This window comes from Streptosporangium brasiliense (assembly GCF_030811595.1).
GTDB classification, from domain to species: domain Bacteria; phylum Actinomycetota; class Actinomycetes; order Streptosporangiales; family Streptosporangiaceae; genus Streptosporangium; species Streptosporangium brasiliense.
The window spans coordinates 3,486,061-3,503,894 of record NZ_JAUSRB010000002.1 but is presented as its reverse complement, the minus strand read 5'-3'; the positions used below and the strand labels follow the sequence as shown (position 1 = coordinate 3,503,894).

19 protein-coding genes are annotated in these 17,834 nt (G+C 70.4%); 5 read left to right on the top strand and 14 right to left on the bottom strand.

Annotated features, from left to right (window positions below; all coding sequences use genetic code 11):
• Window positions 1-9: 9 nt before the first annotated feature.
• From J2S55_RS24790 to J2S55_RS24765, 6 genes are all read right to left on the bottom strand, one after another.
• On the bottom strand, window positions 10-729 hold the full coding sequence (locus tag J2S55_RS24790; RefSeq protein ID WP_306865475.1) for an ABC transporter ATP-binding protein: 720 nt from the start codon (window positions 727-729) through the stop codon (window positions 10-12).
• Window positions 726-1,652 (bottom strand): ABC transporter permease, encoded by a 927-nt coding sequence (locus tag J2S55_RS24785; RefSeq protein WP_306865473.1) that lies wholly within the window; start codon window positions 1,650-1,652, stop codon window positions 726-728. The genes J2S55_RS24790 and J2S55_RS24785 overlap by 4 nt, the downstream gene beginning before the upstream one ends.
• Window positions 1,649-2,689 (bottom strand): ABC transporter substrate-binding protein, encoded by a 1,041-nt coding sequence (locus tag J2S55_RS24780; protein ID WP_306865471.1) that lies wholly within the window; start codon window positions 2,687-2,689, stop codon window positions 1,649-1,651. The genes J2S55_RS24785 and J2S55_RS24780 overlap by 4 nt, the downstream gene beginning before the upstream one ends.
• Window positions 2,690-3,223: 534 nt before the next feature.
• Entirely contained in the window at window positions 3,224-3,595 is a 372-nt protein-coding gene (locus tag J2S55_RS24775; protein WP_306865469.1) for a DUF1801 domain-containing protein, read from the bottom strand.
• A 113-nt stretch (window positions 3,596-3,708) separates the two neighbouring features.
• A complete protein-coding gene (locus J2S55_RS24770) occupies window positions 3,709-4,389 on the bottom strand; it encodes a DUF998 domain-containing protein (RefSeq protein ID WP_306865467.1) in 681 nt (226 codons plus the stop codon).
• Window positions 4,390-4,582: 193 nt separating this feature from the next.
• Window positions 4,583-5,092, bottom strand: coding sequence for a cupin domain-containing protein (locus tag J2S55_RS24765; protein ID WP_306865466.1), 510 nt, complete (start codon window positions 5,090-5,092; stop codon window positions 4,583-4,585).
• A gap of 374 nt (window positions 5,093-5,466) precedes the next feature.
• Between J2S55_RS24765 and J2S55_RS24760 the strand changes: the two genes are divergently transcribed.
• Window positions 5,467-6,813, top strand: coding sequence for an ADP-ribosylglycohydrolase family protein (locus J2S55_RS24760; RefSeq protein ID WP_306865464.1), 1,347 nt, complete (start codon window positions 5,467-5,469; stop codon window positions 6,811-6,813).
• Here J2S55_RS24760 and J2S55_RS24755 read toward each other — a convergent pair.
• From J2S55_RS24755 to J2S55_RS24740, 4 genes are all read right to left on the bottom strand, one after another.
• The gene (locus J2S55_RS24755; protein ID WP_306865462.1) at window positions 6,776-6,979 is read right to left on the bottom strand and encodes a hypothetical protein; all 204 of its coding nucleotides are present in this window, start codon (window positions 6,977-6,979) and stop codon (window positions 6,776-6,778) included. The two genes, J2S55_RS24760 and J2S55_RS24755, sit on opposite strands and share 38 nt — an antisense overlap.
• 11 nt (window positions 6,980-6,990) lie before the next feature.
• Window positions 6,991-7,884: a phosphorothioated DNA-binding restriction endonuclease gene (locus J2S55_RS24750; protein ID WP_306865461.1), complete on the bottom strand. Its 894-nt coding sequence runs from the start codon at window positions 7,882-7,884 to the stop codon at window positions 6,991-6,993.
• Between the two features lie 179 nt (window positions 7,885-8,063).
• Complete coding sequence (locus J2S55_RS24745; RefSeq protein WP_306865459.1) at window positions 8,064-10,532, bottom strand: DUF4132 domain-containing protein; 2,469 nt, start codon at window positions 10,530-10,532, stop codon at window positions 8,064-8,066.
• Between the two features lies 1 nt (window position 10,533).
• Window positions 10,534-10,926 (bottom strand): hypothetical protein, encoded by a 393-nt coding sequence (locus J2S55_RS24740; protein ID WP_306865457.1) that lies wholly within the window; start codon window positions 10,924-10,926, stop codon window positions 10,534-10,536.
• A 329-nt stretch (window positions 10,927-11,255) separates the two neighbouring features.
• On the opposite strand from J2S55_RS24740, the gene J2S55_RS24735 reads away from it, so the two are divergent.
• The 3 genes from J2S55_RS24735 to J2S55_RS24725 all read left to right on the top strand — a co-directional run bounded on the left by J2S55_RS24735 (window position 11,256) and on the right by J2S55_RS24725 (window position 14,597).
• A complete protein-coding gene (locus J2S55_RS24735) occupies window positions 11,256-11,942 on the top strand; it encodes a hypothetical protein (protein WP_306865455.1) in 687 nt (228 codons plus the stop codon).
• A gap of 169 nt (window positions 11,943-12,111) precedes the next feature.
• Window positions 12,112-12,507 (top strand): DUF1761 domain-containing protein, encoded by a 396-nt coding sequence (locus tag J2S55_RS24730; protein ID WP_306865452.1) that lies wholly within the window; start codon window positions 12,112-12,114, stop codon window positions 12,505-12,507.
• Window positions 12,508-12,635: 128 nt separating this feature from the next.
• Window positions 12,636-14,597 carry a DUF6571 family protein gene (locus J2S55_RS24725; RefSeq protein ID WP_306865451.1) on the top strand — a complete coding sequence of 654 codons (1,962 nt, stop codon included), beginning with the start codon at window positions 12,636-12,638 and terminating at the stop codon, window positions 14,595-14,597.
• Window position 14,598: 1 nt separating this feature from the next.
• On the opposite strand, the gene J2S55_RS24720 is transcribed toward J2S55_RS24725, so the two are convergent.
• Window positions 14,599-15,009, bottom strand: a complete 411-nt coding sequence (locus J2S55_RS24720) for a hypothetical protein (RefSeq protein WP_306865448.1) — start codon at window positions 15,007-15,009, stop codon at window positions 14,599-14,601.
• A gap of 122 nt (window positions 15,010-15,131) precedes the next feature.
• Between J2S55_RS24720 and J2S55_RS24715 the strand changes: the two genes are divergently transcribed.
• Entirely contained in the window at window positions 15,132-15,422 is a 291-nt protein-coding gene (locus J2S55_RS24715; protein WP_306865445.1) for a hypothetical protein, read from the top strand.
• An 80-nt stretch (window positions 15,423-15,502) separates the two neighbouring features.
• Here J2S55_RS24715 and J2S55_RS24710 read toward each other — a convergent pair whose 3' ends face one another.
• The 3 genes from J2S55_RS24710 to J2S55_RS24700 form a co-directional block, all read right to left on the bottom strand.
• Window positions 15,503-16,534 carry an endonuclease/exonuclease/phosphatase family protein gene (locus J2S55_RS24710; protein ID WP_306865443.1) on the bottom strand — a complete coding sequence of 344 codons (1,032 nt, stop codon included), beginning with the start codon at window positions 16,532-16,534 and terminating at the stop codon, window positions 15,503-15,505.
• 143 nt (window positions 16,535-16,677) lie between these two features.
• Window positions 16,678-17,127 (bottom strand): DUF5615 family PIN-like protein, encoded by a 450-nt coding sequence (locus tag J2S55_RS24705; RefSeq protein WP_306865442.1) that lies wholly within the window; start codon window positions 17,125-17,127, stop codon window positions 16,678-16,680.
• Window positions 17,108-17,761: a DUF433 domain-containing protein gene (locus J2S55_RS24700; protein WP_306865440.1), complete on the bottom strand. Its 654-nt coding sequence runs from the start codon at window positions 17,759-17,761 to the stop codon at window positions 17,108-17,110. The genes J2S55_RS24705 and J2S55_RS24700 overlap by 20 nt, the downstream gene beginning before the upstream one ends.
• Between the last annotated feature and the right edge of the window lie 73 nt (window positions 17,762-17,834).

The window sequence follows — 17,834 nt, the reverse complement described above, 5'->3', positions numbered from 1 at the left end:
GCGAGCGCTTCAGTGCGGGGCGCCGGTGACGCCGAGGTGGGACAGGAGAAGGCGCCGGTGCGCGATGAAATCGGGGTCGCTGCGGTCACGGGGGTGCGGCAGGTCGATCGGCTGCTCCACCGCGAAGGAGCCCTCCCGCAGCACCACGACCCGGTCGGCCAGCCGTACGGCCTCGTCCACGTCGTGCGTGACGAGCACGACGGCCGGCCGGTGCCGCTCGCACAGCTCGGCGACCAGCTCCTGCATCTGCAGCCGGGTCAGCGCGTCGAGCGCGGCGAACGGCTCGTCGAGCAGCAGCAGCTCCGGGTCCCGGACGAGCGCCCTGGCCAGGGCGACCCGCTGGGCCTCCCCGCCGGACAGCGTGGCCGGCCACGCCCCGCCGTACCCTTCGAGACCGACCTCGGCCAGCGCGGCGAGACCCGCCTCGCGGGCCGAGCGGGGCAGCCCGAGGGTGACGTTGGCCAGCACCCTGCGGGCCTGGACCAGGCGTGGCTCCTGGTAGACGGTCGTACGGCGGCGCGGGGCCAGGACGGTCCCCGCGTCGGGCAGTTCGAGCCCGGCGAGGATCCTCAGCAGCGTGGTCTTGCCGGTGCCGCTCGGTCCCAGCAGGGCGAAGAACTCCCCGCGCCCGATCTCCAGGTCGATACCGGCCAGGACGGTCTTGGCGCCGAACGCCTTGCGCAGCCCCTTGATCCCGACGGCGGCGCCGGTGGCCGTGGAGGCGCTCATCGGGCCGCCACCTGCCCGCGCCACGGCATGGCCAGCCGTTCGACGCCCCGGATGGCCAGGTCGATCGCCAGGCCGAGCACCGCGTAGATCACGATGCACAGGACCATGTAGTCGCTGCGGTAGTACTGCTGGGCGAGGGTGACGAGATAGCCGATGCCCTCGGTGGCGCCGATCTGCTCGGCCGCGATCAGGCCGGTCAGCGAGACCGACAGGCAGATGCGCAGGGCCATGAGGATGTTCGGCAGCGCGGTCGGGATGATCACCCCGAAGGCCAGCCGGGGACCGGTGAGCCCGAACCCCCGGGCGGCCTCGAGAACCTTGCGGTCCACGCCGCGGACGCCCAGATAGGAGTAGGCGTACATCGGACCGGCCGCGGCGACCGCGATCAGCACCACCTTGAACGTCTCCTCCACGCCGAACCAGGAGATGAACAGCGGGACCAGGGCCAGGAACGGCACCGCCCGCTTCATCTGCATGACCGGGTCGACCAGCTCCTCACCCAGCACCGACAGGCCCGCGACCACGCCGAGCAGCAGGCCGAGGCCGCCGCCGGCCAGGACGCCCAGCCCGGCCCGCCGCGCCGAGGCCAGCAGGTAGTCGCCGAGCTGGCCGGTGGCGACCAGCTCGCCCAGCGCGCCCAGGACGGCGCCGGGTCCGGCGAGGACGTCCGGCGGGACGGCCCCGCTGTCCGTGCCGTACCACCAGGCGGCGGCCAGCAGCAGCGGGACAGCGGCCCTGATGGCGACGGAGGCGGCGGGTCGGCGGCGGCGCGCCCCCAGGTAGCGGGGCGTTTCGAGCGCCGACGGCGCCTGCCGCCCCCGCTCCGCGGCGGCCCGCCGCCCGGCGGCAGCCCCTGCCTCCGGGCGGGGGGCTTCTCCCGCCAGGGGTGCGAGGGTCCTCCGGGGGACCTTTTCGAGGGTCATGCCGCCGGCTTCAGGGTGAAGACGACGTCGTCGGGGTTCACCGTGGCGGGCAGCACGCCGTACTTCTGGAAGATCCCGGCCACGTCGGTCACGGACGCGCCGTCGGCGGCGGTGGCCGGACGCGGCACGTTGGCGTACCTGGCCTTGGCGACCTCCTCGGCCAGCCGGGGTCCGGAGACGGCGGTCGGCCCCTGGGTGAGGAAGACGTTCTGGAACCTCTCCGGGTTCTGCTTGGCCTCGGCGGTGAGCTCCTGGAGGACCTTGAGGTAGACGCGCACCGCCTCGGGGTGCCGCTGGAGCAGCTCGGTCCGGGCGGCCTGCATGTTCAGGTCCTGGTCCTTGAGGTCCCGGCCGTGCACGATGACCCGCGCCCCCTTGGCCACCGCCTCGGGGTAGGCCCGCACGATGGCCCACCAGGCGTCCACCTTGCCGGTGGCGAAGGCCGAGGCGCCCTGGTCGGGGTTGAGGTATACCCGCCTGACCTGGTCTGCGGGGATCCCCGCCTCCTGGAGGGCCAGCAGCAGCAGATACTCCCCGCGGCCGCCCTTGTTGACGGCGACCTGCTTGCCGACCAGGTCCTTGACGCTCCTGACCGGGCTGTCGGGCCTGACGACGAGCCCGTCGGTCTGCGGCGCGGCCGGGTCGGTCACCGGGTCGGTGAAGGAGAAGATCTTGATGTCCTTGCTGTTGGCGAGATAGCCGAGAACCGGCGAGATGGCCCCCTCCAGCACGTTCACCGACCCCGAGCGGACCGCGTCGATCGTCGCCGTGAACGAGGCGTACGATCCGCCCCACTCCACCGTGGCCCCCACCTCGGCCAGCCGCTTTTCGAGGATCCCCTCCTTCTTCGCCACCGCCAGCGGCCCCGCGTTCCCCGGATCCTTGATCTTCAGTACGGCCCCGCCCGCCTTGCCCCCCGCGGCGGCCACCGCCGTCGTCCTACCGGTGTCGGCGCCCCCGCAGGCCACGGTGAGCGCTGTGAGCGAGAGCGCCGCGGCCACGACGGCGGCGCGTGTCCGTCGACGAGATGTCCACATGATGATTGGCCCCTTAAAGATCCGAGAGTGAGAACGCGCATGCCCGGGACGGTGCTGACGTGCTGCGGGCGTGCGAGGTGAAACGCGTGAGAGCAGGCAGGAGACCTGCGGAGCACGCGCTGAGGAGGTGCGGGAGGCGTGCGGAGCACGCGGGAACGGTGGAGGCGGAGGCTCGGCACGGGAGACGGAGCGCCCTCACGACAGCGGGAGACGGAGCGCCCTCACGGACAGAGGCTGCTGTCCAGGCGCATGAAGTCGACGACCCGCCGGAGGGTCAGGGGGACATGCGGCACATTTCCTATATTTCAGGTAGGTTTAGTCCAAGTCAAGTCCCGGCCCGCATGTTGGCACCGTCCCCGGCCGGCGCCCGCCCGCGTCCATCACCTGAACCCGGACGCGGAAGAGCGCCGGACGAACGGTCCTCCCGTTCGTCCGGCGCTCTTCCGCCGCCACCCTGTCCCCGGGCGGTCACTGGTCGTCTCCGGATCAGTCTCCAGGTCAGTCGCCTGGTCAGTCGCCTGATCAGGCTCCAGGTCAGTCGCCGGTCGGCGCCTCCAGGTCGCGCGCCTCGTGGAGCCAGGCGGTGAACAGGTCGGGGTCGATGTCGGCCGGGGTACGGAGCTTCACGCCGGCCATCGCCCGCGCATTGGGTTCGAGGCGGCCGGACGGGTCGGCGATCTCCTGGCCTCGCCAGAACCCGAAGGTCACGTAGGCGGAGTACGCCTTGACGTAGCAGACCGGGGACTTTCCCGGGGCCGAGCCGAGGCTCCACACCGGGTGCCCCTGCCAGACCGCACCGGCCCCCGGCAGTGCCGCCTCGATGAGCGGCAGGAGCTTGTCGGTGATCTGGCGCTGGGCCTCGGGGAGGGAGGTGAGGTAGTCCTGCACGGTGGCGAACTTGGCCATGTCGGTGTCCTTCTGGTGATGCGGGATTCAGGGGCTGGTGCGACTGGTGCCGCGGTGCCGGCGGGCTCTCCGGCGGGGGATTCAGAGGCCGCGGCGGGCTCTCCGGCGGAGGGTCAGAGGTTGCGGCGGTAGCGGGCGGCGACGGTGGAGATCCAGAGCATCGCGGTGATGGCGCCGACGGCCAGGGTCAGGGAGCCGGCCCTGCCGCCGGTCATGGCCCAGCCGTCGCCGAGGAGGAGGGCGGTGCCGGCGAGGTGGGAGGCGATGGCGTGGCCGCGGTCACCGGCGCGGCTGAAGTGGCGGCCCAGGACGTAGCAGGCGGCGATGAGGGCGGCGAAGGCGATGGAGCCGGCGGCCATGTGGCCGTAGCTGTGCCAGGTGAGTGTGGTGGGCATGCCGTAGGGGGTGCCGACGGGGAAGCCGTCGGCCGGGTCCATGACGAGGAGTCCCGCGGCGATCATGCCGATGCCGTTGATCCGGACCAGCCGGGGGGCCCAGGTGCCGCCGGGGGTGGCGTGCAGGGCACGGCGCAGGCCGCCGGCTCCGGCGACGGTGAGGATGCCGGCCAGGAGGAAGTTGGTGATCTGCAGCCAGCCGAGGGAGCCGTTGCTCAGCGCGCTCAGGGGGTGGCGGGTCAGGTCGAAGCCCTCGCGGGTGGCGGCCTGGGCCAGGGAGACGACAGTCCACAGGGGGGCCGCGACGGCCGCGCAGGTGAGCAGGGAACGGGTGGCGACCGAGGCGGCCGACGCGGTGGTGGCGGGGGTGGCGGCGGCGGGGATCTGGATGGCGGTCATGGTGGCCGGTGCCTTTCTCGGGTCCGTCTTGTTCGGTTCTCACCCATACGTCGATCCGGGGATATGACAGGGAATGTCGCCATTCCCTGTCACATAAGCCGTCCGGCAGGTAGGCGGAGTGACGGAAGGGAGACAGGAGCACGGGAGACGGGGCCGAGCGTGCTCATGACCGGGGGTGCGCCGTCCCCGTCCCTCAGACCCAGTAACTGTCGTGCCGGACGAAGAACTCGGCCCGCTCCTCCTCGCTGAGCCGCGCCAGCCCGGCGAGCCCCTCGAAATACCCCTCGCGCGGCGCGCCCGGCGCGAACAGCATCAGCATCGACGCCGGCTCGCCCGACTCGTTGCGGAAGGCGTGCAGCCCGCCCACCGGGACGTAGAGGAAGTCCCCGGCGGTCGCGTCGGTCCAGCGCTCGCCGTCGAACAGCCGCACCGTCCCGGACAGGATGAAGAACGACTCGGAGATCGTCCGGTGGAAGTGGGTGCTCGGCCCGCCCGGCTCCGGCCCCATGTCCACCCGGTAGAGGCCGAACTCGCCGCCCGTGGACGCGGTGGTGGCCAGGTAGTGGGTCGCCGTGCCCGCGCTCACGGCCGGTCCGGCCGTCACGATGCGCTCGGACACCAGGTCGGGCGGGGTGCCGACGGGCCTGAACACCGCGCTGACCTCGCCTTTGTCGCCGGAGTAGCGGGGTGGTGGATAGGACATCTCAGCTCCTTGGACTCATCCGGAGTACGGCCCGCGGCACGCCTGACGCGGCGCCCGGCGTGGAATGTGCGGGCTGCGGCGACTTCAACGGTTCACCGGTCCGTCTGGACTCAGCCGTTCACAGAGCGCCACGGGTCCAGCCGTTCACAGAGCGCCACGGGTCCAGCCGTTCACAGAGCGCCACGGGTCCAGCCGTCCGCAGAGCACCGCGGGTCCAGCCGTTCACAGGTCGGCCAGTCCGACACCGTGAACGCCACTCCAGCCGTAGAGTTCCGCACATACGCCGATTTACTCCGACCGCTTTCAACCTGTTATCCCCTGACCGACGACAGACGCCCCGCCCGTGCCCCGGCGGGAGCCGGAGGACTGCGACCGTGCACCGTTCCAGCGATGACCTGCCGGATTACCGCAGCCGGGTGCGGGGCTGCCTGCTGGGCGGCGCCCTCGGCGACGCGCTGGGAGCCCCGGTCGAGTTCGAGTCGATCCAGCGGATCCGCCGGCAGTACGGCTCTGCGGGCCTGACCGGGCCCGTCGCCGACTGGCGCGGCAGGATCGGCCTGATCACCGACGACACGCAGATGACGCTGTTCACCGTGGAGGGGCTGATCCGCGGAGGCGGGACCACCGCAGGCGCACCGGCCCACGGAGACGAGACCACCGTGGAAGAGCCGGCCCACGGAGGCGAGACCACCGTGGAAGGGCCGGCCCGCGGAGACGGAACCACCATAAAAGGGCCGGCCCGCGGAGATGGGACCGCCCCAGGCAGGCCGGGCCACGGAGCCGGAACCACCGTGGAGGGGCCGTCCATCCAGGAGGAGGTCGCCGCCGTCCGGCGGGCCTACCTGCGCTGGCTGGACACCCAGCAGCACCCCTCCCCTCCCCCGGCGGATCCCCCGGCGGACGGCGTTTCCCCGACGGATGACGTCTCCCCGGTGAACGGCGCCTCCCCGAGGGACGGCGCGTTCCGCACCGGCCGGCTGCGCGAGCAGAGGTGGCTCTACTCCCAGCGGGCCCCGGGCAACGCCTGCCTGTCCGGCCTGCGGCACGGCCGGGCCGCCGCCCCCGCGCCCCTCGGTGCGCCGGGACCGGTCAACTCCGGCTCCAAGGGCTGCGGGACGGTCATGCGCTCGGCTCCCTTCGGGCTCCGTCCGCGCGGCGCCCGGCACGCCTTCGAGCTGGCGGCCCGGTGCGCCCAGATCACCCACGGCCACCCCACCGGCTACCTCGCCGCCGGTGCCTTCGCCGCCGCCGTCCACTTCCTGATGGAGGACGAGCCCCTCCCGCAGGCCGTACGGAAGGCGACGGACCTGCTGGAGACCTATCCCGGCCACGAGGAGACCAGCCGGGCGCTGCGCGCCGCGGTGGCCCTCGCGGCGGAGGGCGACCCGAGCCCGGAGAAGGTCGAGTCGCTCGGCGGAGCCTGGGTCGCCGAGGAGGCCCTCGCCATCGCGGTCTACTGCGCCCTGGCGCACCCCGGGCCCGGCGACCTCCGGCAGGCGCTGCTGCTCGCGGTCAACCACTCAGGCGACAGCGACTCCACCGGAGCCGTCTGCGGCAACCTCCTGGGAGTCCTCCACGGCGAAACCGCCCTCCCCGCCGACTGGCTCGCCCACCTGGAAGGCCGCGAGGCCATCGCCGGACTCGCCGACGACTTCGTGGCCCGGTCCGCCGAGGGGCACCGGGTCACGGACGCGTGGCTGGAGAAGTATCCCGGCGGCTGACCCCGACCGCGGCCGGCGAGCTCCGCAGGTCGCGGCCGTGGAGGGAGATCCGGCCGGTCACGGTGATCAGTCCGGGATGGTGCCGCATCCGGTCGAGCCGGTTCTCCGCCGACGTGCCGGGCTCCTCGGCGGTGTGAACAGTGAAGCCGACCGGGCTCCTGCCCACGCGCCCGATGCTCAGGCGCTCCGGGCGGGGGCGCGGAAGACCTGGCGGCCGTGCCAGTCGATGTGGCCGGACTCCACGGCGTCCATGCCTGGTTGCGGGTCGCGGGCGGGCCGTCCGGCCAGAGACAGCACCATGTCCCGTGCCGAAGCCGACCGGCCGACGAACCTGGCCGAGACGGTGATGGTGCGTTCTGCTGTCAGGCCCAGCACGCCCTTGTCGAACAGCTTGTGGTGGATGGCGCACAGGCACAGCCCGTTGGCCAGGTCGTCGGGGCCCTCGAAGGCCCACCAGCGCACGTGGGCGGCGTCCAGCCCGACCGCGGTGCCGTCCAGCCAGCCGTCGTAGGCGCAGAACGCGCAGGCGTACTCGTAGGCCATGAGCACCTTCTCGCGGAAGGCGGGGTCACGACGCGCGGCGGCGGGTGCGGGCACGGCCGTGGTGACGGTCTCCAAGCTGTCCAGGTCCAGGCCGACCAGCCGGCAGATGTCGGCGTGCAGCGAAGACGGGAAGTTCGCCTCCAGCAGGAAGCGGGCCATCCCGGCCGCCAGGCGGGGATCCTCGGTGAGGGCTCGGGCGAGGTCGGGATGGAGCCGGCCGGTGGCCTGGCCGTCACGCAGGCGGCCCAGTCCCGGGCCGGGGCTGCCGGGGCCGGTGACGGTGTCGACCAGCCACAGACCGTCGCCGGTCAGGTGGTGGAACGGGTAGCCGGGGCTGGTGTCCCGTGGTGGGCCGTACTCCTTGAGCAGCCGCCTGAGATCCGCCTCGGCGGCGCTGAAGGGGATCGGCAGGTTGCCGTCCCGCTGGAAACGGCCCAGGACGTACAGCAGCAGGAGCGGCTTGTGCGGCGCCCGCTCGCCGCCGCGAGTCCAGCGCCGGATCCCGGCGACCCGCTCGACCCAGTCCATGATCGATCAGTTTATGGTGATCACGGCAGCCCGCGACAGGTGCCGGCCGGGTCCCTCACCCTGGTCCGGCGGGCGCACCGGACGGCTGCCGGCTGTGGCGGTCACGGTCTGGCCCCCCACGGTGGACGACGACCTCGCCCCCGCGCCCGGACACGCCATGATCAGCAGCCGCGGCGCTCTCAGGCGTCCAGCTGACGGGTGATCGACGGATCGGTGATGGCCGTGTCGTCGGCGAGCAGGAACGCCTTGGACAGGATGACCGACAACATGCCGCCGTCCTCCTCGAAGGGCAGGAAGACGGACCCGGTGCCACGGTCGTGCCCGGGGACGATGCACAGATAGGCGTCGTTGGGCTCCATCAGGATGTTGCCCGACCCCAGGTGGATCTTGTAGGTCCGCCGGTCCCCGCGCACCCGCAGGAACCGGTCGGTCAGCTCCGCCCGGTCGGCGATCCTCAACCGGGGCAGGAGCCGGGTGAGCACGTCGCGCCGGGTCCGGGCGGTCTCGGTCAGTTCGCCGAAGCCGTAGGAGTGCCAGTAGTCCTCATGACCGCCCGTCACCTGCCGGTCGAGGCCGACCGAGGTGACCCCCACGGCCAGGTCGGCGTCGCGGAGCACCTCCGACAGCACCAGCGGCGGCACCTCTGACAGCGGAGCGCCCTCGCGGGCGGCGAGGTTACCGGCCGTGTCGTGGTAGCCGGCGGCCTCCTGACCGTCCCGGTAGAAATGGATCTGCTCACTGGCACAGAAGGAGGCGGTGCCCCACCCGTCGGCCGCCGCGTCGCCGGTGACGTGCATGCCCCAGCGGGCCCGCCAGCCGGACAGCTCCTTGACGGCCTCGCCCTGGTCGCCGCCGCACTCGTAGTCCCAGTGGCCGATGGCCAACCCGCTCCAGCCGCGCTGGTTCAGCAGCGCCTTGGCCTGGCCGTACCGGAGCACATGCCCGGCGAACCGGTTGGAGAAGGTGCGGGTCCGCTCCTCGGCCGGGGTCAGCAGGTAGACCTCCCGGAAGCCCTGCTTGTACGGCTGACGCACGCCGTGCTCCAGGAGGTGATCGCGCCAGGCCAGCACGTCCTCGGCCGTCTCACGGATCGGATGCCACAGCCGGACCGGGGTGTCGGGACCCGGCTGGATCCCGCGGCCCCGCGGATCGGTGAGCTCCCAGCCGCCGGCGGTCCTGACCGGCAGTCCGGCCGGCCCCTGAAGGACCTGCCAGATCAGGTTCCGGGCGTACAGGCCGGTGACCGGGTGGTCGAGGAAGAACTCCGTCACCTGGCGCCACGGCCAGACCCGTTCCTCGATCAGTGCCCGCTCCAGCCGGAACCGCTCGGCCGGAAGCGTCTGCTTGAGCTCCTTCAACGTGGACTTGAGCTCGGCCAGCGCGGGGTCCCGGCGGATGGCCTGCGGCACCGACTTGACGGTCCTGCCCGCGGGGTTGACGTAGCGGAGCGCCGGGCCGTCGGCGCAGAGCCGTACGAGACAGTCGCCGATCCTCTCCTCCCGCACCCCGTCCGGGCCGAGCCCGAAGGCCGGCACGGTGCGGTCCAGCAGCTGCTCGCGGCTCAGTCCCGCCTGGACGGCCACCGCGTCCAGCGTGCGCGCCACGTTGGCCAGCACCGACTTCCTGCGGACCTTGGTCTGGACCCTGGCCAGGGAGGCGACGGTGTCGAGCCCGCCACGGCGGGACAGGACACCGACGGCGGCGTTGGCGAGCAGCTCGCTGCGGCAGTTGGCGCCCGACCCGCCGATCCCCGTCCCGCAGGTCAGGGCGAGGTCGCCGAGGAGCTGGCTCACCCACGGCTCGTCGATCAGCTCGCACGTCCACACCATGCCGCGCACCGGCACGGTGGTGCGCTCGTGCAGGAAGACGGTCTCCCTCCACTCGTAGCCGCTGTCGGCCCGGTGGTCGATCGCCTTCTCCCGGTGGGCCGCCACCCGGGCGAGGATCTCGCGGACCAGGCCGGCCGCGTCGGGCGTGAGCAGCGTCCTGGCGGTCCTGAGCCATTTCCCGCTGGGTCTGGAGGACCGGGCGGTGTTCCAGTGGTGCAGCAGGGGCAGGACCGCGGGGTCGGCCAGGCGCGCGCCGTACTCCTCGGCCAGCGTGCGGGCGACGTCGTCGCATTCCCAGATCACGTTCCGCACCACGCCGGCCGGGCCGTTCTCGGCGGGTTCGATCAGCAGCTCGTCGAGCTGCTCGGCCAGTGCCTCCCGTACCGGGAGCCGGTGTTCCGGGAGCCAGCGCTGCGCCCCGATGCTTTCGAAGATCACGCGGCGTTCCTGGAAGCCGAACCGCCGCGCCACGGCGAGCGGGAGCCGGAAGATCTCCTCGTAGCGGGTGTGGCCCCAGTAGACCAGCGTCTGGGCGCTGTACACGAGGATCCGCGCGTCCCCGAGCGTCCAGGGGATGTCACGCTCGGCCACCGAACGGATCAGCCGGAGGACGCGCTCATCGTGATCATGTCCTCCCTCCCGTCCCAGGCCCAGCTTCAGCTGCGCCCAGCGCCCGTACTCCCGCCAGTCGACGTCCGGCCCGGGCGACAGCCCCCGCTCGAAGAGCGCGTCGAAGCGACAGTACATCTCCCTGGTCGCCTCCTCCACGTACCCGATCAGGTAGCCGTAGGAGCGGGTGAAGTCGTCGAGCTCGGTCATGTCAGCCTCCGACCAGCGGGACGAGCTTGACGAACGACACGACCGGGTCGACGGTCAGGTCGATCACCTCGGACAGGTCGTCGATCTGACGCTCCCCGACGAGCAGCAGGAACCCGTTGCGCTGGAACGCCCGCTCGGCGGCGTCCGCCTGACGTTCCCAGTCGATCCGCTGTCTCGTGCCCATCCGGTAGCCGTTCAGCTCCACCTCGGCGTCCACCGGACGGACCAGGCCGTTGAACCGGGGAGAGGGGGCGGCGTTGTAGCGGGCGACCTCCTCGCGGACGCGGAGCCGGACGAGCTCCCGCGCCGAGATGCTCTCGGGCAGGTCGGGGAGGACGGACTCTGCTATCGGCTTCCCCGTCGCGGTCTCGTCCCGGAAGATGACCGTTGCCATCGCACAGCTCCACAGATCGTCGGAATCACTGGGGTGATCATCAGTACCACCCGAATCCGACAGAAACCGGCACCGTCATCCCGGCCCCTCCGAGCGGGGCTCCCGCCCCTGCAAGCTCTACGGGCGTGGTGCTTGCACGAGCCATCGACGGTATATATCGTTACTCGCGGCGTCATCCTGCGCCTAACCCCCATTTCCGGTGCTCACGCCACCGGCGTCGACGGGGGCAAAGGGGACCTCGAGTTCTCGGGATGCCGTCACACACGACCTTTCCGGCGGGGTCGACGGGAGCGTGGGTCCTGCGGCCATGCCGTGATGGGTTGCATGTGATGACGAGTCGGAAGTCGCTCAAGTCCCGCGTACGGGCCCGTATGGACAAGACGGGCGAGAGCTACACCACCGCTCTCCGCCGGATCCTTGAGAAGGCCGGTCACCCTCAGGTCTCGCCGCCCACCGGCCGGCCCGCCGGAGCGATCGGGACCAGCAAGGTCTCCGATCTGACCGTGCGCGAGCGCACCGGCCGAGGCTGGGACGGATGGTTCACGCTGCTCGACACCTGGGGCGCGACCGGACGCACGCACACCGAGATCGCACGCTGGCTCGTGCAGGAGCACCAGGTCGACAACTGGTCGGCGCAGAACATCACGGTGGCGTACGAGCAGGAGCGCGGGATGCGCGCTCCCGGCCAGAACAGCGCCGGCTACTACTCGGCGACCGGCAGCAAGACCATCGCCGTCCCGGTGGACCGCCTGTACGAGGCGTTCGCCGACGCGGCGGAGCGCGAGCGCTGGCTGCCCGGCGAGCTCAGGGTCCGTACGGCCACCGCGCCCAAGTCGTTCCGGGCCGACTGGCAGGACGGGTCGACGCGGATCGCCGTCGGCTTCGTCGCCAAGGGCGACGCGAAGGCCCAGGTGGCGCTCATCCACGAGAAGCTGGCCGACGCCGACACCGCCGCGCGGATGAAGGTCTTCTGGCGTGAGCGCCTGGCCGCGCTCAAGACGCTGCTCGAACCCTGACGCACCGGCGGCCCCGTACCGGTGCGCCCGATCACCGGCACCACCACCGGGCAACGCCGTTCTCCCGGCGGACCGCGACCGGTCCTGCCGGTCCTGCCAGCCCCCGCCAACCCTGCCGGGGATACGGATCCGATAACCAGCGCCGAAAGGCGCGCATGAGGAGAACTCCGTGGAAGTGAACTACCTGGCCATCGTCGCGGCGGCTGTGGCCTCATTCGTGATCAGCTCGGTGTGGTACGCCGTGTTCGACAGGCAGCGGACGGAACTGCTCGGCGGCGCGGACGCCGCGGCCGGTGGCAGGCCACCGGCGTGGAAGGTGCTCGTCGAACTGTTCCGGAGCCTCGTCGTCGCCTCCGTCCTCGCGGGACTCGCCGCACGCATGGAGATCACGGACTGGACAGGCGCGGCGCTGCTCGGATCGGCCGCGTGGATCGGGTTCCCCTTCGTGCTCCTCACCGGCTCGGTCATCTGGGACAACGCCCCCTGGAAACTCGCCGCCGTCCACGCGGGCGACTGGCTGGTCAAACTACTCGTCATCACCGTCATGGTCAGCGTCTGGCACTGAGAGCAGCCGTCGAGGCCGGAAACCAATCCCGCAATGCCGGATTGATACGCATTATTCCCTCCTTAATATGCTCATTAGGTAGCTAGAGTGAAATAACTAAAAATAGGATGAGGGGAATGATGGAGTCGATGGCATCGGGGACGGGGCCTTTGTCGCCGGACTTCACCGGGATCGACCCCGACCTGATGCAGGGCTTCGTCACCGCGCTGGAACGCGGCCGCGACGTGATCGGCGAGCAGTCCGAGCGGATCCGGCAGCTGCTCGCCACGGCGCAGCTGTCGGCGGCGGACCTGCAACCGATCAAGGAGATCGAAGGCTGGATCGACGACGAACTGCCGGGACTGCGCAAACGCAATGAGACCATCCGGGCGGGCGACGACCTGGCGCCGTGGCTGCCCGGCTCCGGGATGGTCGGCTACAGCGAGGGGAGACATCTCTCCCCCGCGGAGGCCCAGCGGCAGGGCACGGCCTTGGGCAGGCGTTTCCTGGACATCGAACCGGTGGAGGTGCCCTGGCTCGGACGCCCCTCCTCCGACGAGTACGGGCAGATCGTCAAGGAACTGGCCGCCCACAAGAACGACGCCGACTTCACCGCCGCCTTCTTCGCCGCCCTCGGCACGGAAGGCACCATCGGGCTCCCCGCGCTGCTGCGGAAGAACCTGGACTCCTCCCACCCCCGACCGCTCGCCGCCACTCCCGATCCCGACGACGAGGTGCTCCGCATGGTGAGCCAGGCTTTCGGCACCGCGGTCACCGCCGGATCGCGCGTCCCGGGCTTCGTCAAGATCAAGGACGCGATACGGAACGCGGGCCCCAAGGCGGGCCTGCTGCTGAGCGGAGGGAAGTTCCCCGCCGAGTGGCTGACGGACGTGGTGCTGAAGCAGGGCCTGGCCGATCCCAAGAAGATCGGCTCGGGCTTCCTCTACGCCCTGGGCAACAACCCGGCCGCCGCGCGACAGGCAATCGCGGCGGTGACCGGGCCGTACGCCAAGGACCAGTCGAAGCTGAAGGAGTTCCTGAAGAAGTTCAACGACTCAGCCGACGCCAAGTACGCCGGTTCGGACAGCAACGCCGACGCCTTCGGACGCATGCTGGCCGCAGCCTCCGGCGCCTACGACGAGGACGACGGCAAGCACAGCAAGGAGTCGGCCGCGTTCGCCTTCACCGTGATGACGACGATGGACGATCTCAAACTCGGCGAGGGGATCCGGGTCCACCTGGCCGAGATCGCCGGCGCCTACGCCACCGAGATCACCGAGGGCGCCAACATCGGCGACGCGAACATGACCGAGGACAGCGTGCTGAAGCCCTCGACCTCGGCGTTCGGCATGAGGTCCGCGTTCACCCTGAGCCCCGAGGACACCTACCGCTTCCTCAAGCTCTTCGCCGACTCGGCCGAGAACCTCGCCCCGTTCGACGAGGGGATGGGGCGGTTCTCCCAGAAACTGATTGCCGACGCGTCGGCGACGACCCGGCGGACCGGGGACGTCAAGCGCCTGGACCAGGTGTTCACCGCTCTGGGCAACGTGCGCGGCTTCGAGCGGGCCGCCATCGAGAAGGTCCAGGGCAATCTGGACATGATCGACAAACAGCGCAAGGACGTGGTGAACTTCACCCGCGACACCGCCATCGGACTGACGAGCATATTCGCCGCGCCCACCCTGGCGTACGACTTCGCCTGGCTCGCGCTGAGCACTTCCCTCTCCGCCGAAGGCGCCTTCGGTGAAGAGGACGAGACCCGGATGGACCGGGCCGACAAGGCGGACGGCATCGAAACCCTCGGCCGCCAGCACGCATACGCGCAAATACTCATGGCCAACGGGTTCGCCCCGAAGGTGACGCCCGCCGAGTTCCAGGCCGCCTGTCCGCCCGGCGTGGCCGTCGCCGACGCGCACGGCAACCTCAAACCGTTCTCCGAATTGATCAAACAGAGGAACAAGGGACTTGAGGCTTTCGAGAAATGGATCGTCGCCAATGGGATGGACAGCAAGGACGAACTCTCATTGGGGAATCTATCCGGCGCCATGGCAGACCGGTTCGAGAGTCGCAACAAGCGAGGCAAGGAACGAGGCCTGGCCTTCGACAGTTAGCTCAGGAACTTGGGAGGCACTCGGTCTCGCCTCGGACCCCGTACTGCCCGCTGCCCGGCGACTCCAAGATAATCACCGTCTTGTATTCGTCGTTGGCGAGCCGGATAGGAGCGTTTCCTCTGTCTTCGGCAATCCGGTAAGGGGCCACTCGGGAGAGCGCCCCAAGCAGGAGATCGTTTAGATTGTCCGGCCCACGTTGCTCCGCCGCATCCCTACCGACAGCCGCGAAGGTCCGCTTGGCCTTACCCTCACCACAGGGAATATCACGTCCACCAGAATCAGTAATTTGGACATCCAAAGCATGGCGCTCTTTCATCAACTCGGTGATATGCGCCTTGAGCGTCTCCCCCGCCTCCGCCGCCGTAGGGCCACCGTCACCGCATCCGGACACCACCGCCAGCAACACAACCACGCACACCATGACGCCGCGCCGTACAGAACATGCCATGAATTCCTCCAGGGCTGGCCGGTGTGCCGTAGATCCAATAATGTCCAATGAAACCGCCGTTGTATCGGCATCCGCAGAGGAGATATATGAATCCTCGTCCGGAGGACCTGGTGCCCAACCCGCGGCGGCAGGTGCTGGAACAGACATTGGCGGAGGTCAGAGCACGGGTCGCCATCCTGGAGGCGGCGCTCGACCCCGCCCACGGCCAGTTCACCGGCCGGCCCGTCTGGGTGGGCCCGACCGCCCGGCGGTTCGCCGAAGACCTCAGCGCCCGCCGCGTACGGCTGCGCCAGGCGGCCAGAAACCTCGTCGACGCCCTCGAAGACGAGCTCCGCTCCGTCCCCGCGAAGGTCCCACCCTCCGCCGCACGACCCTGACCCATCAGAAAAGGGCGGACATGGCGTTCGAGGGCCGGCCATGGGCCAACGAGCCTGGCGAATGGGCCGGTGGGAGAGGGTCAGCGACGCGGGAGGACCAGTTCGGCGAAGACCGCCCGGTGGTCGGTGTCCGGAAGCAGGTGCACGCCGAATGAGCGGACGCCCACGCGCCGGTCGGCCAGGATGTGGTCGATCGTCACAATGGGGATGTCGAAGCCGTTGAACTTCCGAGGCCGGAACGGCCACGTGGTCGTGAGGCCGTCGCCCGTCGCGTCGGCGGCGTCCTGGTAGCCCGCGTCCAGCAGGTCGCGGATCCGGGCGTGGTCAAGTGTGGCGTTGAAGTCCCCCGCCAGCACCTGTATGGCACCGCCAGGGCGGGGCAGCGCCGCCAGGCCGGCTGCCCAGCACGGGAACCCCGTCTCATCACTCGGGGCGCAGGGATGCACGGACACGATGCCGACGGGTCCCGCCCCCGGCACCTCCACGGTGGCCACCATCTGGCCGAAGCCGTACTCGATGGCCCGCCCCGGCGTGATCGCGTACCGGGCGTAGACACCTGACCCACGTGGCCCCTCCAGCGCCAGTTCCGCCTTGTACGGCAGGAGCGTCGCCAGCCCCGCCTTCCGGAGCCCCTCCGCGGCCGATGGCGTCAGCTCCTGGAGGGCGAGGACATCGGGGCGGAGCCTCCGCACGAGATCGACAAGAACCGACGGAGGGACCGCCCCGACCTCCAGATTGGAGGAGAGGATCCGTAACGCCGGGCCCGAGGGCGTCCGGCCACCGTCCGGCAGCGCACGCGGGACGACGCACGCCGCCAGCGTCGCGGTCACCACCAGGCTCACAGCCAGTGCGGCCCACCGCCTCGACACCAGTGCGACGAGCGGGGCGACAGCCGAGGCGAGGGCCACATAGGGCGTGAACGCCACGAGCTGCACCCATCGGAAGTGCACGTCGGCAGGGATCAGCCGGAGCCCCGCCCACACCGCGAACGGCGACACCACCAGCCAGGCGAGCACGCTCACCCAGCGCCGCCTCCGGCCCTGCGGGGCGACGGCCGGATTGGCACTCGCCGGCAAGGCCGTCGTCACCCTGGTGATCTCCTCGTCATGCATGATTCAAGCTTGCTGTACGGATGACGGCCGCGGCGGCCGATCGGACAGCCCACGACGCCATCCGGGGCGAAAGCCGTATAGCCACGACATAAAGCCTCCCGAAGGCCATCGAGGCAGAGCCGATGTCCAATCGAGCGGAAGGGTTAATTCAGATCCGGCCAGTACTTGGGCGGAGCGGCAGCCGGGTCGACGACGCGTAGGCGGCTGGCGGGGGTCGGGTCGATGCCACGCAGTGTCACCAAGCGTTGTCCGTCCGCCTCGGCGAGGAAGGCCAGGGCAGCGGGCAGCCCGGCTGCGACCGTGGCGATCGCGAGACCGATCCCGACCAAGCCAGGGTGCTTGTGGGGATATTCAATCCGGTGCAGCCCGGAAGCAGCGATCGCCTCGACCTCCCGGGGACGCTGCATCTGCCTGGCGTCATTGGTCAGGATGACGTGAAACCCCTCGGCCACCGCCCGAGGATAGAGGTTCTCATCCCGGATCCCGGACCAGCGGTCGAGATCCAGCAGGTGGATGATCTCATGACCCAGAACGAAGGCGGCAATGGCTTGGTGGAGCGGCCTGGAGACGTTCTCATCCAGCAGCAGCCTCACGCGGCTCCTTGGGGGGATCGTAGCTGTCAACGTAGTCGGCGAAATCGGCAGCATCCAGGGCAGCCATGGCGGTGACGCTCGGGTAGTAGTCGGAGATCTGCTCCGGCGACACCCCGTCCCGGAGCAGCGCGGCGACCTCGTCGTAGGGGACGCGGGTGCCTTCGATCACGGGAACCCCGCCCCGGATCGCCGGATCCACCGCCACGTGCGCACGGGGCTGTAGCAACGGCGGGATGTGCCTGCCGCCGCGGTAGAAGGGCTGCAGGACATCCACCATCTCGTGGATGACCACGTTGGCCTTCTTCCGCACCAGGTCGACCGCCTGATCAGGCGCTGCCAGGTAGATGCTGCTGCCGTCGGCGACCAGTGTGTAGGACGACAGATGGTCGCTTTCCTTCAGATCATCACGGAGAGTGTCGAGCGCCTGTCTGATCTTCTGCAGTGAGGCGTCGTTACGCAGCTTGACGCAGGTCCGCAGCGCCACCACGTCGCGGAAGGAGTAGAGGACGGGGCGCGTGCTGGAGATCTCCGGTATCAACACCGCGCCACGACTCACGCCGGCCTTGCGCCAGTGTGCGAGCTGGCGCAGTGTGGCGCCCGAGAGCGCCGCAGCCAGTTTCGGGTCATAAGCCATCACCTCACCCCTCCCATCCTCTGTGATCCGCATCCCTGCCTGGCCATCATCGCAAATCTCTCTGAGCTGGTCA